Consider the following 19955-nt stretch of genomic DNA (forward strand, 5'->3'; position numbering starts at 1 on the left):
TCCGGCCCACCCGTGTTTCAGCGGCCGGGGCGGGTCAGCCCCCGGTCACCGGCACCGCGGCTGAGGACGACCTCGTCGGTGTCTTTGAGCGCGGTGGCCTTGAGCGCTTCCGCCCCGGCGTTTCCGCTCTGCCCCGCGGTCAGGTCCAGCAGCCGGATCGGCGGGCCGAGCTGCACCAAGGTCGGGACGTACTCGGCCTTGTCGACCTTCCAGCGCTCGCCGTCGCGCACGAACCGGAACCGTGCTGCCGCACCCTGTTCGGTCGAGCCCTTCGGTTCCGAGTGCCGGGCGACGCTGTTGCCGAGGCCGTAGGCGACCCATTTGCCGTTGATCTGTTCGAAGGGCTGCACGACGTGCGCGTGATGGCCGATGATCAGGTCGATCGAGTCGTCGCCGAGGAGTTTCTTCGCCAGGGAGCGCTGTTCCGACGTCGGGTCGTGCTGGTACTCGGTACCCCAGTGCAGACTCGCGAGGACGACCTGCGCCCCCGCCTTGCGCGCGGCCTTGGCCTCCGCGATGACGGCCTCGGCATCGAGCTGGTTGACCAGCCAGGGTTTCCCGGCAGGGACCTTGATGCCGTTGAACCCGTAGGCGTAGGAAAGCTGGGCGACCTTCACCCCGTTGACGTCGACGATGAGCGGTTTCTTCGCCTCTTCCGCCGACCGCGCCGAACCGGTGTGCTTGAGGCCTGCCTCGTCGAGTTCGTCGAGCGTCCGCTTGGCGCCCTCCGGGCCCTGGTCGATGGTGTGGTTCGACGCCGTCGAGCAGGTGTCGTACCCGGTGTCCCTGAGCGCGTCGACGATCTCGGGCGGCGCACTGAACGACGGGTAGCCGCTGTACGGGCCACCCTTCGGCGCGAGCGGCGTCTCCAGGTGGCAGATGCCGAGATCGGCCCCGGAGATCAGCGGTTTCACCCCGGCCAGGAGCGGCCGGTAGTCGATCTTGCCGTTGCCGTCTTCCTTGGCCTGCTCGGTCAGCGCGGGGTGGATGAGCACGTCACCGGTCGCGACCACGGTGAACGAGCCATCCGGTGCCTGGCTCGCCTGCGCGGGCGGCTCACTTGGCGCGGTGGGCGGCTGGTCAGGGGTCCCGCCGCACCCGGCGAGCAGCACGGCGACGCCGAGGAGAGCGGCTGTCTGGCGGGCGCGGCTGGCGATCATCGGTTCCCTCGTTCGGGTGACGGTTGTCGCCCATCCTGCCTCAACGTGGTCACTCGCCGTCAAACCGGCGCCCCGCATTTAGTCCTCTGAATGCGGTCCTTGCGCGCGCAACTACCGCATCTAGAGGACTAAACGCGGCGGTCAGGCGAGGCAGTCACCGGGGTCGCCTCGGCGGAGGGCGGGGTCCTCCTGGACGAAGGTCCGCGCGAACCCGGGCCCACTGGACCGCGTCTCGAACCGCACGGTCACCCGGCCGTGCCCGGCCCCCTGCACCCAGCCGCTCCCGAACTCCTCGTGCACGACGTCGTCACCCGGCCGCCAGCCGGTCGAGGTGACCACCGGGGCGGGCGCCCGCGAGACGGTGGGCACAGTGGGCCCAGCGGACACCGGGACCGACAGGGTGAACAGCGGATCCTGATGCGGCACCGAAAGTCCCGAAAACGCGACTCCGGCCAGCCGCACGCCACCGAAGTCCGACGGGTCGATCAGCAGTCGCTCCGCCATCGCGGCGAGCTGGTCGAATTCGTCGGTGGGCGAAGCCATCGTCTCCGAACGCGTCACCGTGCTGAAGTCGGTGTGCCGCAGTTTCACCACCACCGTCCGCGCGACCCGTTCGGCGTTGACCAGCCGCTTGTGCGCGTGGACGGCGAGGTCGCGGACCTCGCGCCGCAGGCTCACCAGGTCGATCAGATCCCGGTCGAAGGTCGTTTCCGCGCTGACCTGCTTGAGTTCCGCGCGGTCGGACACCGGCCTGTCGTCGACGCCGGTGGCGAGGCGCCGCAGATCCCTGCCGACCACACTGCCCAAAGTGGACACCGCGTCGGCGTCGGACAACGCGGTCAGCTGTCCCAGCGTCCGGACGCCGATCGCGCGCAGTTTCCCTTCCGCCACCGGGCCGATCCCCCACAGCACCCTGGTCGGCAGCGGCGCGAGGAAGTCGCGTTCGGTGCCCTGGTCGACGACGAGCAGCCCGTCCGGTTTGGCCAGATCCGACGCGACCTTCGCGACCTGTTTGCCCGACCCCGCCCCGATCGAAGCCACCAGGCCGATCTCGGACCGGATGTGCTCCCGCAGGCGGGTGCCGAAGTCGCGGACCTGCTCCGACGACGCCCCGGCCAGCGAAGGCGGTTCCGCGAAGGCCTCGTCGAGCGAGATCCGTTCCAGCACGGGCGCGTACTGGGCGACGAGGTCGAACACCCGCGTGCTCAGCAGTTCGTACAGGGCGAACCGCGGCGGCAGGATGACCCCGTTGGGCGGCAGCAGCCGCCGGGCCTGCGACATCGGCATCGCCGATTTGATCCCGTGCGCACGCGCCTGATAACTCGCCCCGGCGACCACACCGCGCGGTCCCGCTCCACCGACCAGGACGGGACGGTGGGCCAGGGTCGGCCGGGTCAGCTGTTCACAGGAGGCGTAGAACGCGTCCATGTCGAGGTGGATGACCCACCGGTCATGCCCGCCCATCGCCCGGTACCTCGAGAAGACGATGCAAGGCTTTCGTGTACTCCTCGAACGCCGCGCGGCCCCGGGTGGTCAGCTCGACCAGCGTCACCGGTGTGCGATGTTCGAAGGCCTTGGTGATCTCGACGTACCCGGCGTCCTCGAGTTTGCGCAGATGCGTCGACAGGTTGCCGGGCGTCATGTCCAGCAGTTGCTGCAAGCGCGGAAAAGTGATGCTGTCACCCGATCCGAGACTCGACAGCGCCACGGTGACCCGCAGCCGTGCCTGCGCGTGGATCACCGGATCGAGCTGGGGCAACCCGTCCTCGCTCATCGCGACCGCACCAGGAAGACCAGCGACGCCACCAGGAACCCACCGCCGCCAGCCAGGCTCAGCACGAGGAAGTTGTGCGGTCCACCCGCCAGCACACTCGCCGCGCCGCAGGCGATGATCCACACGCCGAGGCCGTACTGCAGTTTGCTCTGCCACAGCATTCCGCCGGCGAGGTACATCAGCCCGGTCAGGATGAGCGAGGTTCCGGACCACAGCAAGGGGATCAGCTCGGGATCGAGGCCGAGGCGGATCAGCGCGGTGTTCACCACCGTCAACCCGCCGAACGCGATCATCCAGCTCCACCCGTACATCGCCCCGACGAGCCGGGACGGACCGCGGACGCCGCGACCGCTCCGGATGCCGTAGATCGCCGAGTACGCGATGGCTCCGGCGAAGGCCACGACCGCGAGGGCGCCGGCCAGCCACAGCGGTGTCAGCGAGGTGGGCGGGGCCGAAAGATAGATGAGCCCGAAACCCAGCAGCCACACCAGACCCCAGACGGCGAGCAGCACGGCCGGATTCGGCCCGATCCCCCGCCGGGTCTCGTCCGCCTGCTTGGCGATGAGCGCGAGCGACTCCTCGGGCGTCATCGGCCGCGCGTCGTCGTCCCGTTCATGCTCCGCCACTTGGGAAAACTAACACGCGTTCACAGTCTCGCCGTGTCGAGCCGGAACCTCGCCATCACCACGAGCGCGGGCACCACCAGCCACGCCACGAGCACTCCGGCGGCGGTCAGCACGCCCGATCCCCCGAGCACCGGCGCGCGGCCGATCTCGCCGAGCCAGTACGTCGGCATGAGATGTCCGGCGGTGTTCATCCAGCCGGGCATGATCTGCAGCGGGATCCACAGCCCGCCGAACATACCGAGCGGCAGCATCAGCGCGCCCGTCACGGCCTGGACGGTGTCGCCTTTGCCGAACAGGCCGATCATCAAGCCCAGCACCGCGAACGGCAGGGTGCCGAGCCACAACGCGCCGAAGATCGCCAGCCACTGGCCGGTGTCGAGCCGGATGCCGCGGATCATCCCGGCCGCGAAGATCACCAGCAGCACGGGCAGCGCGACGAACAGCCCCGCCGACACCTTCACCAGCAGATAGCCCGGTGCCCGCATCGGCGTCAGCCGCAAGGTGCGCTGCCAGCCGTCGGTACGCTCGGTGGCGACGCGCGTGCCGGTGAACAGCGCGGCGGTCATGGCGCCGTACGCGGCCATGTTCACCATGGTCACCGTCGCGGTCGAGATCCCGGGAGCGATCTCGCGGGCCCCGAAGATCCCGCCGAACAAGAGGAACATCGCCAGCGGCATGCCGATGGTGAACAGCGCGAACTGCGGACTGCGGACGATGCGCTTGATCTCCAGTGCCAGATAGCTCATGTTCATCGCAAGGCTCCTTCAGCCGCATCTGTGTTCTGCCCTTCAGGCGCATCTGTGTTCTGCCCTTCAGGCGCATCTGTGGTCAGCGCGATGAAGGCTTCTTCCAGTCCGACAGCGGTGATTTCGATGTCCGCGGCGAGCGGGAACTCGCGCAGCAGACCGCGGATGGCGGCGTCGGAATCGGCGCAACTCAGCTCCGCGTGCCCGGCCCGCAAGGCCGCTCGCGACACTCCGGGCAACGCGGCCAGCGCGGCTTCGGTGGCGTCCGGGACGACGGCCCGCAGCACCCGGCCCGCGACCGCGGCCCTGACCTGGCCGACCGGTCCGTCCGCGACGACCCGGCCGTGGCGCATGAGCACGACGCGGTCGGCGTAGTCCTCAGCCTCCGCGAGGTAATGCGTCGCGAAGAGGACCGTGCGGCCCGTCTCGGTGTACTCGCGCATCGATGCCCAGAACCGGCGCCGTCCGTCGACGTCCATCGCCGCGGTCGGCTCGTCGAGCACCAGCAGATCCGGATCGCCGACCAGCGCGAGCGCGAACCGCACCCGCTGCTGTTCCCCTCCGGAGAGCTTCCCGCAGCGGCGGTTCGCGTACTCAGCGACACCGGCGCGCTTGAGCACCTCGCGCACCGGCAGCGAATTCCGGTGCAGGGACGCGAACAGGCCGACGAGTTCGGCGACCGTGGCATCCCTGAGCAGCGTCCCGTTCTGCGCCATCGCGCCGACCATGCCGCGGTCCATCGCCTCGGCCGGGCTGAGTCCGGAGACGCTGACCCGGCCCGCGTCGGGCCTGGTCAGCCCCAGCAGCATGTCGATCGTGGTCGACTTTCCCGCACCGTTCGGCCCGAGCAGCGCCACCACCTCCCCCGGTGCGACCCGCACGCTGACGTCGTCGACGGCCAGGACGTCACCGAAGCGCTTCACCAGCCCTTCGAGACTGAACGCGTCCGCCATGACTCTCCCCCTTCGAGCACTCTGAAACACAAAGTTGATGCGCACTTTGTAACACAAAGTCTCCTGCGTTGGAAACCCAGAGCGCACGAAGGTCGAGGTAGGGCAATTCTGGACGCCGGCCGGGTCTCCCGCGCCTGACCTACGTGAGGATGACGGATCAGCGTCACCCCATCCTGGTTGCCGAAGATCGACGGTGAAGGAATCGGGACACCCAACGTCCGATTCCTTCATCGTCGCGACCTCACCACACTCCGACCAGGTTCGACCCGCTTTCGACGACTGTCCATAAAGGACACTGTCGGCGACCATGGCGCCCGGTTTAGGTGATTTGCGCGGTTACGCGAGGGGGTCGTGAGTGATTTGGGTCGTTATTGAGAGGTAAGGCAAACGTGACAAGGGGGTCGGACGACCTTCACGGAGCGTGAGAGCACCGCGACCCATGCGCCACATTTGCCTTACCCCTCAATGACCGTCCTCACCACTCACGACCCCACGCAGAACCGGACACAAAAGCATCAACTGGCCACCTGGTCGTCAGGCTGCGTCCTCTGTGGACACTAAAGCCCGGTCGGTGCCCCAGAATCAGGCCCGCACTCTCTCGACTTTGCCGTGCCCCTGGCGTCTAACGCAGTGAAGGGGGCCTTCACGTACTTGGATCAGGCGGGAGCGCGAGCCCCGGCGGCCTCAGGAACAACCGGAGCCGCGGCGGGTGCGGGAGGCGGCACCGGGAGCGGCAGCGGCGCGCATTCGACGTCAGCCGTCCGACCTGGCTTGCGGTCGGGCAGCGCACCGGTCGCCAGGTAATCGGCGATCCGGTTGTCGACGCAGGCGTTGCCGCGCGGGGTGATCGCGTGACTCGTACCGCCCGGCTCACCGATCAGGCGAGCGCCGGGGAACCGGCTACGCACCTCGAGGCTGCCTTCGTACGGCGTCGCCGCGTCGAGCGTCTCGCCGATCATCAGCACACTCGGCACCTTCTTGCCGTCGACCTTGACCGGCTTGCCCGGTTTCGCGGGCCAGTACCGGCAGGGCGCGTTGAACCAGGCGTTCTGCCAGGTGAAGTACGGCGCCTTCCGGTAGGTCCGCCAGTTGTCGAACTTCCACTGCTGCCAGCTCTGCGGCCACTTCACGTCCGTGCACTGCACGGCGAGGTAGACGGCGTACCCGTTGTCGTCGCCGCGACCGCCGAAGGCCTCGAACAGGCCCTTCATCGTCTGCCAGTCACCCTTGTCGACGAACTTCGCCAGCGCGTCGCCGAGCAGCGTCCATCGCAGCTGGTAGTACGAGGCCTGCTGGAAGACGTCGAGGAGTTCGTCCGGTCCGATGAACCCGCCCGCCGGGACGGCGGCCACCTTCTTCAGCTGCTCGTCGAAGACCTGCTTCACCGCGGCCTGTGTCTTGCCGAGGTGGTAGACGTCGTCGTGCCGCGCGACCCAGTCGAACCAGATGCCGAGGTTGACGTCGAAGGCCACGTCCTGGTTCAGATTGGCCTGGTACCAGACATTACGAGGGTCCACAGTGGAATCGAGGACCATCCGGCGGACGTGCTGCGGGAACAGGGTCCCGTAGACCTGGCCGAGGTAGGTGCCGTAGGAGTACCCGTAGAAGTTCAGTCGCTCGGCACCGAGAGCCTTGCGGATGCTCTCCATGTCCTTGACCGTGTCGGTCGTCTTGATGTTGTCGAGCAATGCGCGGCTGTTCTTTTCGGCGCACGCGTCGGCGTAGGACTTCGAGCGTTGCAACCAGGTCTTCTCCAGTTGCGGCGTCGTCGGCACGTAGTCCGGCCGGTTGTAGTCCATGTAGTTCGGGATGCACGAAAGCGCGGGTTTGCTGGAGCCGACGCCGCGCGGGTCGAAGCCCACCCAGTCGTAGGCGTCACCGGCGTGGTTCGGCACCCGCGTGCCGCGGGTCGCGAGCAGCAGCCCGGAGCCGCCGGGGCCACCCGGGTTGGTGAGCATGACACCTTGATACTGCGTCTCCGGTGTCTTGTGCTTGACGCGGCTGAGCGCGAGCTGGATCTTCTCGCCGCGCGGCCTCGAGTAGTCCAGCGGTACGGACAGGTAGCCGCATTCGGCACCGGCGTTGATCAATGCCGGATCGGTACAGGCTCCCCAGGTGATCGTCTCGGCGGGCTGCGCCTCTTCCGCGGCGACAGCCGGTGCGGTCACCGCGGCCGAAGCCAGTGTGGCCACGGCCAGCGCGGTGCTGAGAACACGTCTCACGGTTTCTCCCTTTCCCTCCAAAGGTGAAAGCCCCGAAACCCTATCCACGTCCGTGACCTGGGGAACCCTCCCTGCGAAGGGTCCCTACCAACGGCGGGTCCCGATCGCGGCAAACCGGGCAACCGGTTAATCGGTTGGGCGGCCGCGCGGTGGCGGCTAGGATCTGGATCATGACCTACTACATCCGGATGCGCACCGCCTGAGACGGCGTGACCGCCGGGCCGCCCGCGATCGGGTGGCCCCTTTTCTGCGCGCCGTCTGTCATTCCCTCACGGGCACAGACAGGACATCATGCAGAAGCAACACATCGCGATGATCGGCTGCACCGCGCCGAGCCACATCTACCCGTCGCTGGCCGTCATCCGTGAGCTGGTCGCTCGCGGTCACCGCGTCAGCTACGCCGTGGGCGAGCCGCTCACCGGGCTGATCGAACCGACCGGGGCCGAGGTCGTCTCGCATCCGTCGATCCTCCCGCTCGGCGACCAGTCCGCGTGGCCGGAGGATCCCGCCTCGCAGATGCGGGTCTTCCTCGACGAGGGCATCCAGGCGATGCCGGTGCTGACCGACTTCTACGACGAGAACCGGCCGGACCTGCTGCTGTACGACATCGGCGGGCTTCCGGCACCGATCCTGGCCAGGCGCTACGGCGTTCCGGCGGTGCAGCTGTCCCCCACGTACGTCGCCTGGGACGGCTACGAAGAGGACATGGGCGAGATCCTGACCGCGATCCGGACCTCACCGTCCGGAAAGGACTATTTCGCCACGTTCACCCGGTGGCTGAACGAGCACGGCATCGAGGCCGACGCCTGGGACTGGATCTCCCACCCGCCGCAGGTGCTCGCGCTGCTGCCGAAGGCGATGCAGCCCAACGTCGACCGGCTTCCGTCGACGGTCCGGTTCGTCGGCCCGGCGCTGGACCCGGAACGACTGGCCGACCGGAGCTGGACTCCGCCCGCGAGCGGCAGGAAGGTGCTGTTGATGTCGCTCGGTACCGCGTTCACCGACCAGCTCGACCTGTTCCGCGCGTGCGTGGACGGGTTCCGTGACTCGGACTGGCACGTGGTCATCTCGATCGGCCAGTCCGATCCGGCCGAACTCGGGCCGCTGCCCGAGCACATCGAGGTGCTGCCGTTCGTCCCGCAACTCGCGGTGCTGGAAGCCGCGTCGGCGTTCATCACGCACGCCGGCATGGGCGGCAGCACGGAATCGCTGTGGTACGGCGTGCCGACCGTCGCGATCCCGCTGGCGACCGACGGCTTCGGCAACGCGGCGAAACTGGCGGAACTCGGTGTCGGTGAGCAGCTTCCGGCCGACGAGGTGACGGCGTCGACGTTACGGGCCGCCGTCGAGCGGGTGGCCGGGTCTCCTGAGGTGGCCGCGCGTCTTGCCGAGATTCAGGCCGAGACGCGTCGAAACGGGGGGATCGACCGGGCCGCCGACGCCGTGGAGTCCTTCCTGAGCTAGCCCCGGCAGTAGTGCCATGTCCGCGAAGGCCTCCTTCCCTACTCTCAAGGTAGGGAAGGAGGCCTTCACGGACCTTCCTGGCCTGGTTCCGGACGCCGACCAGGCTCCAGTGTCCATACAGGACACATGTTGCGTGCGATATCGGCTCACGCCGCGGCCCGATGGGGACGTACCCGGCTCCCGAAGGTTGCCAAAGTGGCTTTCACAACACCAAACCAACCCCAGAGCACCCCACGTTTGCCTTAGCCCTCGACAACCCTCATCAGCCGTCACGTGCCCCGGATCTCGTTCAGGTAGTTGTAGATCGTGTACCGCGTGACGTCGAGTTCCCCGGCGAGGTGGTCCACCGAGTCCTTGATGAGGAAGAACCCGGCCTCGTCCAGTTCCCGGACCACGGCCGCCTTGTGCCGCTTCTTCATCAGGTCCACCGGGATCCCGGCCTTCGCCACCGCGCGCCCGACCAGGAAGCGCTGCAGGCTGTCGACGTCCGGCGGGAACGTCTCGGGTTCGTGGCCGTCGGCGTTCGGCGAGCCGTCGGACAGCCGGTTCACGCACAGGCAGCCGATCGCGACCCCGTCGGCGTCGCGCAGGAACAACGTCGAAGAGCGGATCGCGCGGCCGTCGGGGCCGTGGGTCTCGTAGTTCGTCAGGTCCTGTGTGGTGCCACGGCGGACCAGGCCCAGCAGCAGATCGGTCATCGGACCGCCGACCGTCCGGCCGGTGAGGTCGCCGGCGATGGCGACGATCGAGTCCGGCAGCCTGCTCAGATCGTGCAGCAGGACCTCGTTGCCCGGTCCCAGCATCGCGGCGAGCGCGTGCACCGCCGGGACGAGCGCGGTGAGCAGATCCGCGGAAGCCGCCGACGCGACGATCGGCGCCTCGAAAGACTTGACCGGTTTCTTCAGCCGTTCCAACGCCGACCGTAGCTGTTCGGCCGCGCTCGCCGGAGTCGACGCGTGCGGGGACAGCCGGACGTGCTCCGGCCGTACGGTCGCGGCGATCCCGGCGCCTGCCAGCGCGGAGCCCACCTGTTCGGCGGCGTGGCCCGGCAGGCTGAAGGCGAGGATCCCGGCCCGTCGTTCGACGGCCGAAACCACCTGTCCCCCGACGGATTTCACGACCTCTTCGAGTTCACCGACGCGTTCGGAGATGCGTCCGGCGATGGCCGCGACGCCCGCCTCTTCGACCAGTTCCAAAGCCGCCGCGAACGCGCCTGAAGTGATCGGGCTCAGGTTCGAGATCGACCACGCGGCCGCGGTGTCGTCGGCGGGATGGATCTCATCGTCGAACAGCCCCGGGTCGCGGGCGCCGGTCCAGCCGGAGAGGATCGGTTCCATCCGCTCCAGCGCCCGGTCCGAAAGCACGGCGAATCCCGTACCCCAGCCCGCCCGCAGCCACTTCTGGCCGCCGACGACGAGCACGTCGGCGACCTCCCACGGCGCCTCGGTCACCCCGAAACCTTGGATGCCGTCCACGACGAGCAGCCGATCGCCGACGACTTCCCGGATCGCCGCCAGATCGGCGCGGTACCCGGTGCGGAAGTCCACCGCGCTCACGCTGACCAGCGACGTCTCCGGCTTCAGCGCGGCCTTGACCGCGTCCGCCGTGACGTGTCCCAGCGGCAGCCGCCGCACCGTGAGCCGTCCAGCCTGTTCGGCGCGCGCCCACGGGTAGGTGTTGGCCGGGAACTCGGCCGAAGACATCAGCGCCTCGCCACCGGGCGCGTTGAACGCGGCCTGGAACAACCCGAGACTGGTGTGCGGCAGCAGAACCGTGTGGTCGGTGTCGCTGCCGGAAAGGCGCGCGGCGGCGGCCTTGGCCCGGATCTCCTGCCGCATCAGGTCGTCCACAGTGGACGACCCAGCCTTCGTCGAGGCGTCGAGCAGGCTCGCGGTCGTGTCGAGTACGGCGTGCGACGGCGGACCGAACCGGGCGAAGTCGAGGTACCCGGCCGGTTCGTCGAACTGCAGCAGGTACCGCGGGGAGATCCGCGTCATGCGAGGACCCGCGCCAGGAACTGCTTGGTCCGCTCGTGCTTCGGAGCGCTGAGGAGCTGATCCGGCGGCCCGGTCTCGACGATCGCGCCGTCGGCCATGAACACCACCTCGTCGGCGGCCTCGGCCGCGAACCCCATCTCGTGCGTCACCACGACCATCGTCATCCCCTCCGCGGCCAACGTACCCATCACCGCCAGCACCTCGCCCACCAGTTCCGGATCGAGGGCCGACGTCGGCTCGTCGAACAGCATCAGCTTCGGCTTCATCGCGAGCGACCGGGCGATCGCGACCCGCTGCTGCTGCCCGCCCGACAGCTGCGCCGGATAGGCGTCGGCCCGGTGCGCGAGACCGACCCGGTCCAGCAGTTCGAGCGCCTGTCCTCGGGCTTCCTCCGGCGCGATTCCGAGGACGCGGACCGGCCCTTCGACGACGTTCTGCAGCACCGTCCGGTGCCCGAACAGGTTGAACCGCTGGAACACCATGCCGATGCCGCGCCGCTGCCGGGCGACCTCGCGCTCCCTCAGTTCGTACAGCTTGCCGTCACGCAACCGGAAGCCGATCGGTTCGCCGTCGACCCAGACCTGTCCCGCGTCGATCGTCTCCAAATGGTTGACACAGCGCAGGAACGTGCTCTTTCCGGCACCCGACGGGCCGAGCAGGCAGACCACCTGTCCTTTGTGGACTTCGAGGTCGATCCCGCTCAGCACCTCGGTGTGCCCGTAACTCTTGCGGACACCCACCGCCCGCAGCAGGGGTTCAGACACGTTCACTCCTCACCAGCGGCGCGGTGCGCAACGCCTTGGCGGCACGCGAGAACGGGCCGCTCGCCCGCTCTTCGGAATCGAAGGCGCGCTCCAGATAGTGCTGCCCGACCCCGGCGACGGTCACCACGACCATGTACCAGATCGCCGCGGCGAGCAGGGTCTCCATCACCAGCAGGTTGTTGGAGGCGATGTTGTTGGCGGCGTGGATCAGCTCGGTCACGCCGATCACCGACGCCATCGACGTGCCCTTGAGCATGTTGATGAAGTCGTTGCCGGTCGGCGGGATGATCACCCGCATCGCCTGCGGCAGCACCACCCGGCGCAGCGTGGCGAGCGGTGTCATCCCGATCGACTTGGCGGCCTCGGTCTGTCCACTGTCGACACTGTTCAGCCCGGCGCGGACGATCTCCGCCATGTAGGCGCTTTCGTTGAGCGCCAAGCCCAGCAGCGCGGCGGTGAACGCGGTGATCAGCACGTTGGTCTGTTCGTGCAGCAGGTAACCGCCGAACGGCAGCGGAATCGAGATGAACTCGAAGACCAGCGCCAGGTTGTACCAGATCAGGATCTGGAGCAGTACCGGAAGCCCGCGGAACAGCCAGATGTAGCCCGCCGCGAACCAGCGCGCCACCGGATTCGCCGAACGGCGCATGAGCGCGATCACGACCCCGATGACGATCGCCGAACCCTGCGCGATCACCGCGAGCAGCACGGTGTTGAGCAGACCGACCGCCATCACCCGGTACCACAGGAACTCCGGGACGGAATCCCACTGGATCTGGGCGTTGGCGAGCGCGATCCCGAGCAAGCCCAGCAGTGCGAGGATGACGACGGCGCTGACCCAGCGGCCCCAGTGCCGCAGCCGGACGATCGGGAGCGGCCCGGTCAGTGACCGCTCAGCTTCCGCCATTGAGCTTCGCCTCCTTGACCGCACCCTGCTCGACGCCCCAGGCCTGCAGGATCTTGCCGTAGCCGCCGTCGGCGATCAGGGACTGCAGTGCCTTCTGGACGGCTTCGGCCAGCGGCTTGTTGTCCTTGTTGACGCCGATGCCGTACGGTCCGCCGTTGATCGGCTCACCGGGGACGACCTCGAAGAACTTGCCCTCGCCCGCGGTCCGCGAGATGTAGACCGCGCTGGGCAGGTCGTTGAGGATGGCGGCGACCCGGCCGGTGCGGAGCTGGTTCTGGTTCTGCGTGTCGCTGTCGGTCGCGGTCACGGTCAGCGCGGGCTTGCCCGCCTGCGCGCATCTGCCGTTCTGCTCCTCGGCGAACTTCTGGTGACTCGTGCCCTGGACGACGGCGACGTTCTTGCCGCACAACGTGTCCGGGCCGGCGATCCGGTCGGGGTTGCCCTTGCGGACCATGATCGTGATGCCGGAGGCGAAGTAGTCGACGAAGTCGATCTGCGCCTGCCGGGTCTTGGTGTCGTTCATCGCGGCCATCGTGAGGTCGACGCGGCCGGACTGGAGACTCGTGATCAGCGAACCGAACGCCATGTCCTGGTGGTGCACGGTGACGCCCAGCTTCTTGCCGATGGCCTTGGCGAGGTCGACCTCGTAGCCGATCGGGGTCTTGCCGTCGGCGGCGTAGAAGTTGTTGGGCGCGGACTGCAGATTCGACGCCAGGTGCACCATCCCGGCCTGCGTGTACTTCGCGGGCAGGGTCGCGGCGACGGTGGCGTCCTTCTGGACGGCCTCGATCAGCGCGGTGGTGTCGGGGATCGCGGCGGGCGCCCCGGCGGTGTCGGCGGGTTGCCGGCCTCCGGCGCCGTCGGGCCCGCCTCCGCAGGCCGCGGTGAGGAGCGCGGCCACGCCGGTGAGCACGGCCAAGCGCCAGGTTCGGGTCAGGGTGAGCGGCGTCGACGGCATGACGGACCTCCACGGTGCCTCGGGATGGTCGCCGACGTTACAACTGCCTGTTGAAGAGGTCAACAAGCAGTTGAAATCTTGTCCGGTGGATGTCCGCTGTACATGAAGGCCCCCTTCCTGTCCCTAGGCGCAAGGAAGGGGGCCTTCATGTACTTGGCTCAGACCGCGATGTAGTTCCCCGAGAGGATGAGCAGGACCTGCAGGGTGATGCCGGTGCCGTAGTAGTCCTTGGCGTTCGGCGTCCAGGTCGTGATCGAGGTCCACAGCTTGTCCAGCCAGGCCTGGCTGCCCGGGTCGTTCATGGCCGCGATGGCGAACGACGCGGTGAAGCAGGGGTGCTGCCCCGTCTCACCCGAGATCTTGGCGCCCGACAGCGTGTAGCCGGTGGTGATCTTGGCCGGGTCGCCGCCCGTGTTCTGTTGGATCCAGGTGTTCATCTTCCGCACCTGGCCCTGCGCCGGACTGCCGGACACGGTGATGCCGTCGACGCCGAGTCGCCACGGGTCACGGCAGGCGTTGTAGCTGTACTTGTCGTCCTTGCCTTCGAGGAGGTTGTACGGGGCCGGCTTCGGCGTGGAGTTGGTGTTGACGATGAAGTCCGGGATCAGGCCCGTCTTCGGCGCGTACTGCTGTTGAAGCTGAGTGACGGCCTGCTCCTGGCGGGTGCGGACCTGGCCCCAGAACGAGTCACCGGTGACCTTTTCGAACGCGCGGAGGTGACCCGGCATCCAGTCGGAGGAACGCGAACTGTAGAGGTACTTGCCACTGTCCGCCCAGTCGGCCAGCCGCATGAACTTGGTGGTGGGATGCACTTCGCTGCGCTTGATGGCCTTGATGATCCGCAGCGCCTCGGCCTTGTAGTTCACCGAACCGCCACTGCCCCAGACCTTGTCGGCGAGGAGCAGGCCGTAGGCGATTTCGAGGTCACCGTCGGTCGCCGAGTCGGTGCCGTTGACGCTCTTGCAGCTCTCATCCTGCTCGGCGGCGTGCAGATCCCCGTCGATCGACGAGGGATGCGCCTTGACGAACTTCAGGATGCCGTCGAAGACGGTGCGGGCCTGCGAGTCCTTGCCCGCCATCATCGCCGCGATGGTCATCCCGTAGCCCTGGCCCTCGGCGACGAAGGCGTGGTCGGCATCCGGGGCCTTCACCGCGTACGTGCCGGTGCCGCATCTGGTGGTGAGGAAGTTCTTCTTCCAGTAGTCGTAGTACTTCGCGAGCGCCGCGTCCTGCGTCGCCTGCGACACCGAGGGGCGCAGAACGCCCGGCAGGTAAGGGGTTCCCTGAGCGGTGGCCGCGGTGGCGGGGGCGGTCGTGGCGACCAGCCCGACGGTCAGCGCGGCCGCGGCCAGCACTGTCCGAACGGTCTTTCTCATGGCTCCTCCGGAACGTCGTTGGTGGCGGCGGCGCTTTTCGAGGGTGACATCCGGGTCCGGCAAAAACAAGAGAGTTAAGAAAGTTTCCTTACTATTACCTCAAAAGTCGCTTGCGTGAACGATGTCCTAGCGTGGGGCCATGACGATCGACTTGAGCGCGCGCGGCGAGGCCTTCCGGGACTTCTGGACCGAGCGGCATCTCGCCACCCTGACCACCGTCCGTCCCGACGGGACCCCGCACGTCGTCGCCGTGGGGGTCACGGTGGACTTCGAGGCCGGGATCGCCCGCGTGATCACGTTCCGCTCGTCGAAGAAGGCCCGCCTGGTCAAGGAAGCGGGCGAAAAGGGCATACCGGTCGCGGCCTGCCAGTTGGACGGACCGCGATGGTCCACTTTGGAAGGACGCGCGGTGCTGCGCGAAGACCCGGAATCGGTGCGCGACGCCGAAAACCGCTACGCCGCGCGCTACCGGCAGCCCAAACCCAACCCGGAACGCGTGGTCATCGAGATCACCGTGACCCGGGTCCTCGGCAACGCGTAACCCTCCGGCCAACCCCGCATTTCGTCCTCTGAACGCGGTCCTTGCGTGTGCAACTACCGCGTTCAGAGGACGAAATGCACGGGGGTGGAGGGCGTCAGGCGACGAACAGGTTGAGGAGCCCTTCCACCGAACGCACGATCACCCGCGCGGCGGCGCGTTCCGCGTGCGCGGCGACCGGCCGCTCCGCCTCGTGCCGCCAGCGGACGAGCGCGCTCTCGGCGCCCGCGTGGATCTCGGCCGGATCCGCGTCGGGTTCGAGCCCGAGCCGCTCGGTGGGCGCGAGGCCCTGCGCGCCGAGCAGTCGTGCCGCCTCCTCGGCGCTCTCGCCGGACAAGGCCGTGCGGCCGCCCCGGATGTCGGCGATGAGCCGCAGTTCCCGGAAGTCGTGCGCGGCCGCGGCGAACCGTTCCACCCGCGCGGCCAGCCGGTCGCCGTGCGGACGCGGTTCGGCGGCCAGCAGCCCTTCCAGCCGCAGCACCGCCGTCCGCGCCTTCAGCGCTTCGGCCCTGGCGACGAAACATCCGGCGAGCGTGTCCCGCAAATCGCCGAGACCGCTGCGGTGCACGAGTTCCGCCGAGAGTTTCAGCCTGTTCTCGCAACCGGTGCGGATCAACGTGATCGCCAGCCGGACGCCGTAGAGCCCGAACCGCGAGACCAGGTGTTTCCGTGACTCCGGCGGGATCCGCACCGGGAACGGATCGTCCACAAAGGAATCCACGGACAGGAGATACCGCTCCAGGTCTTGCCGGGAGACCGACGCCAGCGCACGCAGGACCTCGAATTCGTCGTCCCGCAGCGCGCGCCCGGCGTACCCGAGTTGCCCGGCGACCGCGATGACTCCCTGGAATCCCGCGCACCGCGGATCTTCCCGCCAAGCCCGCCGCGCCAGCTGTTTCGCGGTGAGCAAGGCGTCGATCCGGCCGGCGCCGACCTCGTCGGCCCTGCCGAGTACCAGCACCGAGTTCACCGCGCTCTGCCGCGCGAACGCCGAACCACCGACCGGCCGGGCACCGTCGAGTTCGTCGGGTTCGAGGTGGCGCACCAACCGCACGGTCGCGTCGACGTGTTCCGCCGGCGCCGGGGTGTCGAACAGGTCGAGTTCACGCAACGCCCGCGTCGGCCATTCCGCCAGCGCGGAGACCAAAGTGGACTTTCCGGTTCCCGGCGTGCCGACGAAGCCGACCCGCAGCGGTTCTTCCAGCCGCTCCAGGCATTCCCGCAACATCACCACCGCCGGCGGGCGGTCCCGGTAGAGCGCCGCGGCGTCGGTCAGGAGTTCACGGACATCGAGGGCCGTCACGCGGAGAGCTCCCGGCGTGGCGCCGCGCTGCTGCCGAGCGCTCCCGCCTTCCGATGCAGTGCGGCCAACCGGTCGATCTCCTTCTTGACCCGCTGCGTGCGCCGATCCCGTTCGGCGGAGCCGGCGACGATCAGTTCCCGTTGGCGCGTCAGTTCTTCCGCGAGATCGTCCGACAGCGCGGCGAAGTGGTCGCGCAGCCGCCGCTGGACCTGGCGGACCTCGTCCTTGATCTCCTTGCTGAACCGGATGAACACGTCGTCGACGTGGCGCTGCGCCGCGGCCTTCGCCAGCGCCTGCCGCCGCTGCAACCGCATCCCGCCTTCGTCGCGCACGCTCTTGGTGGCGAACGCGACACCGGCGCCGAGGGAGACCGGGTTGATCAGCGGCAGCCCGGCGAGGCTGGTGACCAGACCGAACATCAGCACGCCGCCGTAGGAACCGCGCAACCCGGTGAAGAGTTTCTGGCCGATCTTGAACCGTTCGATCTTGGGGGTGCCGACTTCGGGGATCGAGTCCACTCCGGACCCGGTGAGCGGCAGATCCGGTGCCTGGCCGTGGTGCGGCCCGAAACTCGTGGCGACCGCGTGCGCGATCCACGTCGCCCGGTCCGACACCCAGCGGTAGTTCGTCTCGACGGCCTCGGCGAGGTTTTCCTCCAGCCAGGTCTGGAAGTCCGGCCAGATCTGCACCGGATCGCCTTCGTCGAAGGTGCGGTCGATATGCCGCACGATCACCCGCGTCCGCTCACGCAGGTCGTATTCGGCATCGGAGATCAGATCGGTGATTTCGTCCGACAACAGGTTCTGCCAGCGGACGTTCTGCCGCCGCAGCTCCTCGGAGCGCCGTTGTGCTTGGTGCAGCAGGGTTATCTGGTCGATACCGCTGTCCTGGGGAACCGCGTTGAGCCGCGTCTGCAGGGTCTCGACCAGTTCGACCGCCGCCGCGCGGACGCTGACCGCGGCGGCGAGGGCCCGGGTGCGTTCGCCTCCGCGCGCGGCCTGTTCCCCTACCCAGTTCAGGAGTTCCGGGAAACCCGACCGTCCATTGAGCTCGACGTCACCGGCCTTCGCGGCGGCCTGGCGCACCGTCGCGGACACGGGGAAGACGTCGGCGACGACACCGGTCTCCGAAAGCGCGGCACGGTTGCGCGCGGCGAGTTCCCGCCAGTCCGGGCTGACGTCGATCTTGGTCAGCGCCAGCACCAAGGCCGGGCACCAGGTCCGGATGTGCCGGGCCAGCGCGAGTTCGGCGGGCTGGAGTTCCTGTGTCGCGTCGGAGACGAGGATCACCGCGTGCGCGTCGGCGAGGACGTCGAGGGTGGCCGCCGTGCGTGGCGACCGGGGATCACCGATGGCCGGGGTGTCCACCAGGACGAGGCCCGTGCCGAGCAGTTCGCGCGGCAGGCCGACTTCGACGCGGCGCAGTGAACCGGGCGGGCGGACCTCGAGTTCCTTGGCCAGGTCACCGACCGGGACGCGTTCACGGGCGTGCCCGACCAGCGTCGCGGCGGGATCGCTGGCGTAACCGATCTCGGTGGGAACGGCGGGGGTACTCGCGTCCCCGACCGCGCAGACCGGCGCGTTCAGCAACGCGTTGAGCAGGTAACCCTTGCCCTGCTTGGGAAAACCGACCACCGCGATCCGGGTGCCCGGCGCCTGCTGGTCACGTCTGCGCCGGAGCCGTTCGGCCAGGTCGGCGCGACCATGGGCGACACAGGCGTCCAAGGTCTCGTTGAGCACGTCGAGCCAGGCGGGGGCTGTCACGGGGATGCAGTGTTCCCTTAACCAAGCGCGGAATCAATGTGGCATGGGCCAACACGGGCGTGCGGGCCCCGCGACCTGCGGCGGTCGCGGGGCCCTGGCACAGAGCTGAAAAATGTTCAGGTCAGCCGATGTGGATGTCGTTGCCCGAGGCGATGTCGCCGCCACCGATGTGGACGTCGCCGAGGTTGCCGACGTTGTGACCGATGTTGTTGCCGACCTCGGAGACCACGTCGTGGACGTCGGAGACACCCGCGTGGTTCGCTACGCTCGCGACCTCGTTGGCCACGTTGCCCGCCACGCTGCCGGTCACGTCGCCGTGGTTGTTGGCGATGTCACCGTTCGCGTAGTTGTTCGCGACCTCGTGCACCTTGGTGGTGACGTCGGCGACGCCGACGTTGCCGATGACGCTGGTCAGGTCGCCCACCTGGGACAGGAAGTCCGGGGCACCGCCCGCGACACCGTCGACGCGCGGGAGGTCGCTGGTCAGGTCGCCGACGGCCGGAACCGAGTCGACGGCCGGGATCTGAACGGCGTCCACGGCGGGGACGTCGTGGACGAGGTCGGTCGCGGTGTCGACGACGCCGCCCGCCACGCCACCGGCCTGGCCGAGGGCCGCGGCGTCGAGGCCACGCGAAAGGTCATCGGTCAGGCCGAAGCTGCCGACGGTGTTCTGCGCGAGGGCGGTCACGCCGGCGGCGGCGTTCGACACGTCGGTCACGTCGGAGACGGCCGGGACACCCGGCAGACCCGGGACGGCACCCGGGACGTCCAGCGGCAGGTCGCCGAGGCTCGGCACGCCGACCTCGGGCAGGCCCGGAACGGCCGGGACGTCGACCGGCAGGCCGGCGGTCAGCGCGGTGAGCTGGTCGATCGCGCCCTGGACACCGTCGGCGCACTCGCCGTCGGTGCCGTTGACGACGTTCGCGACGCCACCGAAACCGGCCAGGTTGTCGGCGGTGGCGGCGGCGGTGCCGGTCACGCCGGTGGCGGCGTCGACCGGGACGAAGTCGAGCACCAGCGGGACGACCTCGTGCACGTCGGCGGCGTTGATGTCACCGAGGCCGGCGTCGGCCAGCACCTGCTGCGGGTCGTTGGCGAACGCCACGCGGGCCGCGGTGTCGTTCAGCAGGTTCAGCGTGAAGTCGTGCAGGGTCTGAACGGAACCCATGAAAGGACTCTCCTGTGGGGTCTGGGGCGATGGGGCGAACGCAGCGCCTGAGGGCACGGCTGCTCGCAGGTCACCGAAACTAGTGAGGGGGCACCTCCCCGCACATCGGGGATCACTCCGGGTCGTCACTCAGTCAGCCAATAGGGGATCGGTATGACATCGTTAGGGCGTTAGGGGCTTAACCGAGACGCGCCCCGTTGGGTTTAATGCCAGCTCTCACCCATAAGGGTCAAGCC

General features: G+C 68.5%; 17 protein-coding genes. 2 read left to right on the forward strand and 15 right to left on the reverse strand.

The genetic code is table 11. The features are described from left to right. Positions 1–17: 17 nt before the first annotated feature. The 7 genes from ACZ54P_RS26370 to ACZ54P_RS26400 form a co-directional block, all read right to left on the reverse strand. Positions 18–1160: a CapA family protein gene (locus tag ACZ54P_RS26370; RefSeq protein WP_465464236.1), complete on the reverse strand. Its 1143-nt coding sequence runs from the start codon at positions 1158–1160 to the stop codon at positions 18–20. A gap of 141 nt (positions 1161–1301) precedes the next feature. Beyond that, a complete protein-coding gene (locus ACZ54P_RS26375; protein WP_465464237.1) occupies positions 1302–2624 on the reverse strand; it encodes a DNA polymerase IV in 1323 nt (440 codons plus the stop codon). Further along, positions 2611–2934 (reverse strand): winged helix-turn-helix domain-containing protein, encoded by a 324-nt coding sequence (locus ACZ54P_RS26380; protein ID WP_465464238.1) that lies wholly within the window; start codon positions 2932–2934, stop codon positions 2611–2613. The genes ACZ54P_RS26375 and ACZ54P_RS26380 overlap by 14 nt, the downstream gene beginning before the upstream one ends. Then, positions 2931–3560, reverse strand: coding sequence for a hypothetical protein (locus ACZ54P_RS26385; protein ID WP_465464239.1), 630 nt, complete (start codon positions 3558–3560; stop codon positions 2931–2933). The genes ACZ54P_RS26380 and ACZ54P_RS26385 overlap by 4 nt, the downstream gene beginning before the upstream one ends. A 20-nt stretch (positions 3561–3580) precedes the next feature. Further along, positions 3581–4312, reverse strand: coding sequence for an ABC transporter permease (locus ACZ54P_RS26390; RefSeq protein WP_465464240.1), 732 nt, complete (start codon positions 4310–4312; stop codon positions 3581–3583). After that, entirely contained in the window at positions 4309–5259 is a 951-nt protein-coding gene (locus tag ACZ54P_RS26395) for an ABC transporter ATP-binding protein (RefSeq protein ID WP_465464241.1), read from the reverse strand. The genes ACZ54P_RS26390 and ACZ54P_RS26395 overlap by 4 nt, the downstream gene beginning before the upstream one ends. A gap of 656 nt (positions 5260–5915) precedes the next feature. Continuing rightward, positions 5916–7481 (reverse strand): alpha/beta hydrolase, encoded by a 1566-nt coding sequence (locus ACZ54P_RS26400; protein WP_465464242.1) that lies wholly within the window; start codon positions 7479–7481, stop codon positions 5916–5918. 291 nt (positions 7482–7772) lie between these two features. On the opposite strand from ACZ54P_RS26400, the gene ACZ54P_RS26405 reads away from it, so the two are divergent. Then, on the forward strand, positions 7773–8945 hold the full coding sequence (locus tag ACZ54P_RS26405) for a macrolide family glycosyltransferase (protein ID WP_465464243.1): 1173 nt from the start codon (positions 7773–7775) through the stop codon (positions 8943–8945). A 269-nt stretch (positions 8946–9214) separates the two neighbouring features. On the opposite strand, the gene ACZ54P_RS26410 is transcribed toward ACZ54P_RS26405, so the two are convergent. From ACZ54P_RS26410 to ACZ54P_RS26430, 5 genes are all read right to left on the reverse strand, one after another. Beyond that, a complete protein-coding gene (locus tag ACZ54P_RS26410) occupies positions 9215–10942 on the reverse strand; it encodes an aminotransferase class V-fold PLP-dependent enzyme (RefSeq protein WP_465464244.1) in 1728 nt (575 codons plus the stop codon). Next, positions 10939–11706, reverse strand: a complete 768-nt coding sequence (locus ACZ54P_RS26415; protein WP_465464245.1) for an amino acid ABC transporter ATP-binding protein — start codon at positions 11704–11706, stop codon at positions 10939–10941. Before ACZ54P_RS26415 ends, ACZ54P_RS26410 begins: the two co-directional genes overlap by 4 nt. Next, complete coding sequence (locus ACZ54P_RS26420) at positions 11699–12613, reverse strand: amino acid ABC transporter permease (RefSeq protein WP_465464246.1); 915 nt, start codon at positions 12611–12613, stop codon at positions 11699–11701. Before ACZ54P_RS26420 ends, ACZ54P_RS26415 begins: the two co-directional genes overlap by 8 nt. Then, positions 12600–13571: an ABC transporter substrate-binding protein gene (locus ACZ54P_RS26425; protein ID WP_465464247.1), complete on the reverse strand. Its 972-nt coding sequence runs from the start codon at positions 13569–13571 to the stop codon at positions 12600–12602. Before ACZ54P_RS26425 ends, ACZ54P_RS26420 begins: the two co-directional genes overlap by 14 nt. Positions 13572–13729: 158 nt before the next feature. Continuing rightward, a complete protein-coding gene (locus ACZ54P_RS26430; RefSeq protein ID WP_465464248.1) occupies positions 13730–14947 on the reverse strand; it encodes a glycosyl hydrolase family 8 in 1218 nt (405 codons plus the stop codon). 139 nt (positions 14948–15086) lie between these two features. On the opposite strand from ACZ54P_RS26430, the gene ACZ54P_RS26435 reads away from it, so the two are divergent. After that, entirely contained in the window at positions 15087–15488 is a 402-nt protein-coding gene (locus tag ACZ54P_RS26435) for a PPOX class F420-dependent oxidoreductase (RefSeq protein ID WP_465464249.1), read from the forward strand. A 94-nt stretch (positions 15489–15582) separates the two neighbouring features. On the opposite strand, the gene ACZ54P_RS26440 is transcribed toward ACZ54P_RS26435, so the two are convergent. The 3 genes from ACZ54P_RS26440 to ACZ54P_RS26450 form a co-directional block, all read right to left on the reverse strand. After that, positions 15583–16788, reverse strand: a complete 1206-nt coding sequence (locus ACZ54P_RS26440) for a GTPase (RefSeq protein ID WP_465464250.1) — start codon at positions 16786–16788, stop codon at positions 15583–15585. Further along, complete coding sequence (locus tag ACZ54P_RS26445) at positions 16785–18551, reverse strand: dynamin family protein (protein ID WP_465464251.1); 1767 nt, start codon at positions 18549–18551, stop codon at positions 16785–16787. Before ACZ54P_RS26445 ends, ACZ54P_RS26440 begins: the two co-directional genes overlap by 4 nt. Positions 18552–18672: 121 nt before the next feature. Further along, positions 18673–19719 (reverse strand): IniB N-terminal domain-containing protein, encoded by a 1047-nt coding sequence (locus tag ACZ54P_RS26450; protein WP_465464252.1) that lies wholly within the window; start codon positions 19717–19719, stop codon positions 18673–18675. Positions 19720–19955 lie beyond the last annotated feature (236 nt).

The sequence above is a fragment of the Amycolatopsis sp. NPDC034160 genome (assembly GCF_055575355.1).

Bases quoted from the DNA above. Each gene is read 5' to 3' on its own strand.
- ACZ54P_RS26370 (WP_465464236.1), bottom strand. From the start codon at position 1,160: ATGATCGCCAGCCGCGCCCGCCAGACAGCCGCTCTCCTCGGCGTCGCC.
- ACZ54P_RS26375 (WP_465464237.1), bottom strand. From the start codon at position 2,624: ATGGGCGGGCATGACCGGTGGGTCATCCACCTCGACATGGACGCGTTC.
- ACZ54P_RS26380 (WP_465464238.1), bottom strand. From the start codon at position 2,934: ATGAGCGAGGACGGGTTGCCCCAGCTCGATCCGGTGATCCACGCGCAG.
- ACZ54P_RS26390 (WP_465464240.1), bottom strand. From the start codon at position 4,312: ATGAACATGAGCTATCTGGCACTGGAGATCAAGCGCATCGTCCGCAGT.
- ACZ54P_RS26395 (WP_465464241.1), bottom strand. From the start codon at position 5,259: ATGGCGGACGCGTTCAGTCTCGAAGGGCTGGTGAAGCGCTTCGGTGAC.
- ACZ54P_RS26405 (WP_465464243.1), top strand. From the start codon at position 7,773: ATGCAGAAGCAACACATCGCGATGATCGGCTGCACCGCGCCGAGCCAC.
- ACZ54P_RS26410 (WP_465464244.1), bottom strand. From the start codon at position 10,942: ATGACGCGGATCTCCCCGCGGTACCTGCTGCAGTTCGACGAACCGGCC.
- ACZ54P_RS26420 (WP_465464246.1), bottom strand. From the start codon at position 12,613: ATGGCGGAAGCTGAGCGGTCACTGACCGGGCCGCTCCCGATCGTCCGG.
- ACZ54P_RS26425 (WP_465464247.1), bottom strand. From the start codon at position 13,571: ATGCCGTCGACGCCGCTCACCCTGACCCGAACCTGGCGCTTGGCCGTG.
- ACZ54P_RS26430 (WP_465464248.1), bottom strand. From the start codon at position 14,947: ATGAGAAAGACCGTTCGGACAGTGCTGGCCGCGGCCGCGCTGACCGTC.
- ACZ54P_RS26435 (WP_465464249.1), top strand. From the start codon at position 15,087: ATGACGATCGACTTGAGCGCGCGCGGCGAGGCCTTCCGGGACTTCTGG.
- ACZ54P_RS26450 (WP_465464252.1), bottom strand. From the start codon at position 19,719: ATGGGTTCCGTTCAGACCCTGCACGACTTCACGCTGAACCTGCTGAAC.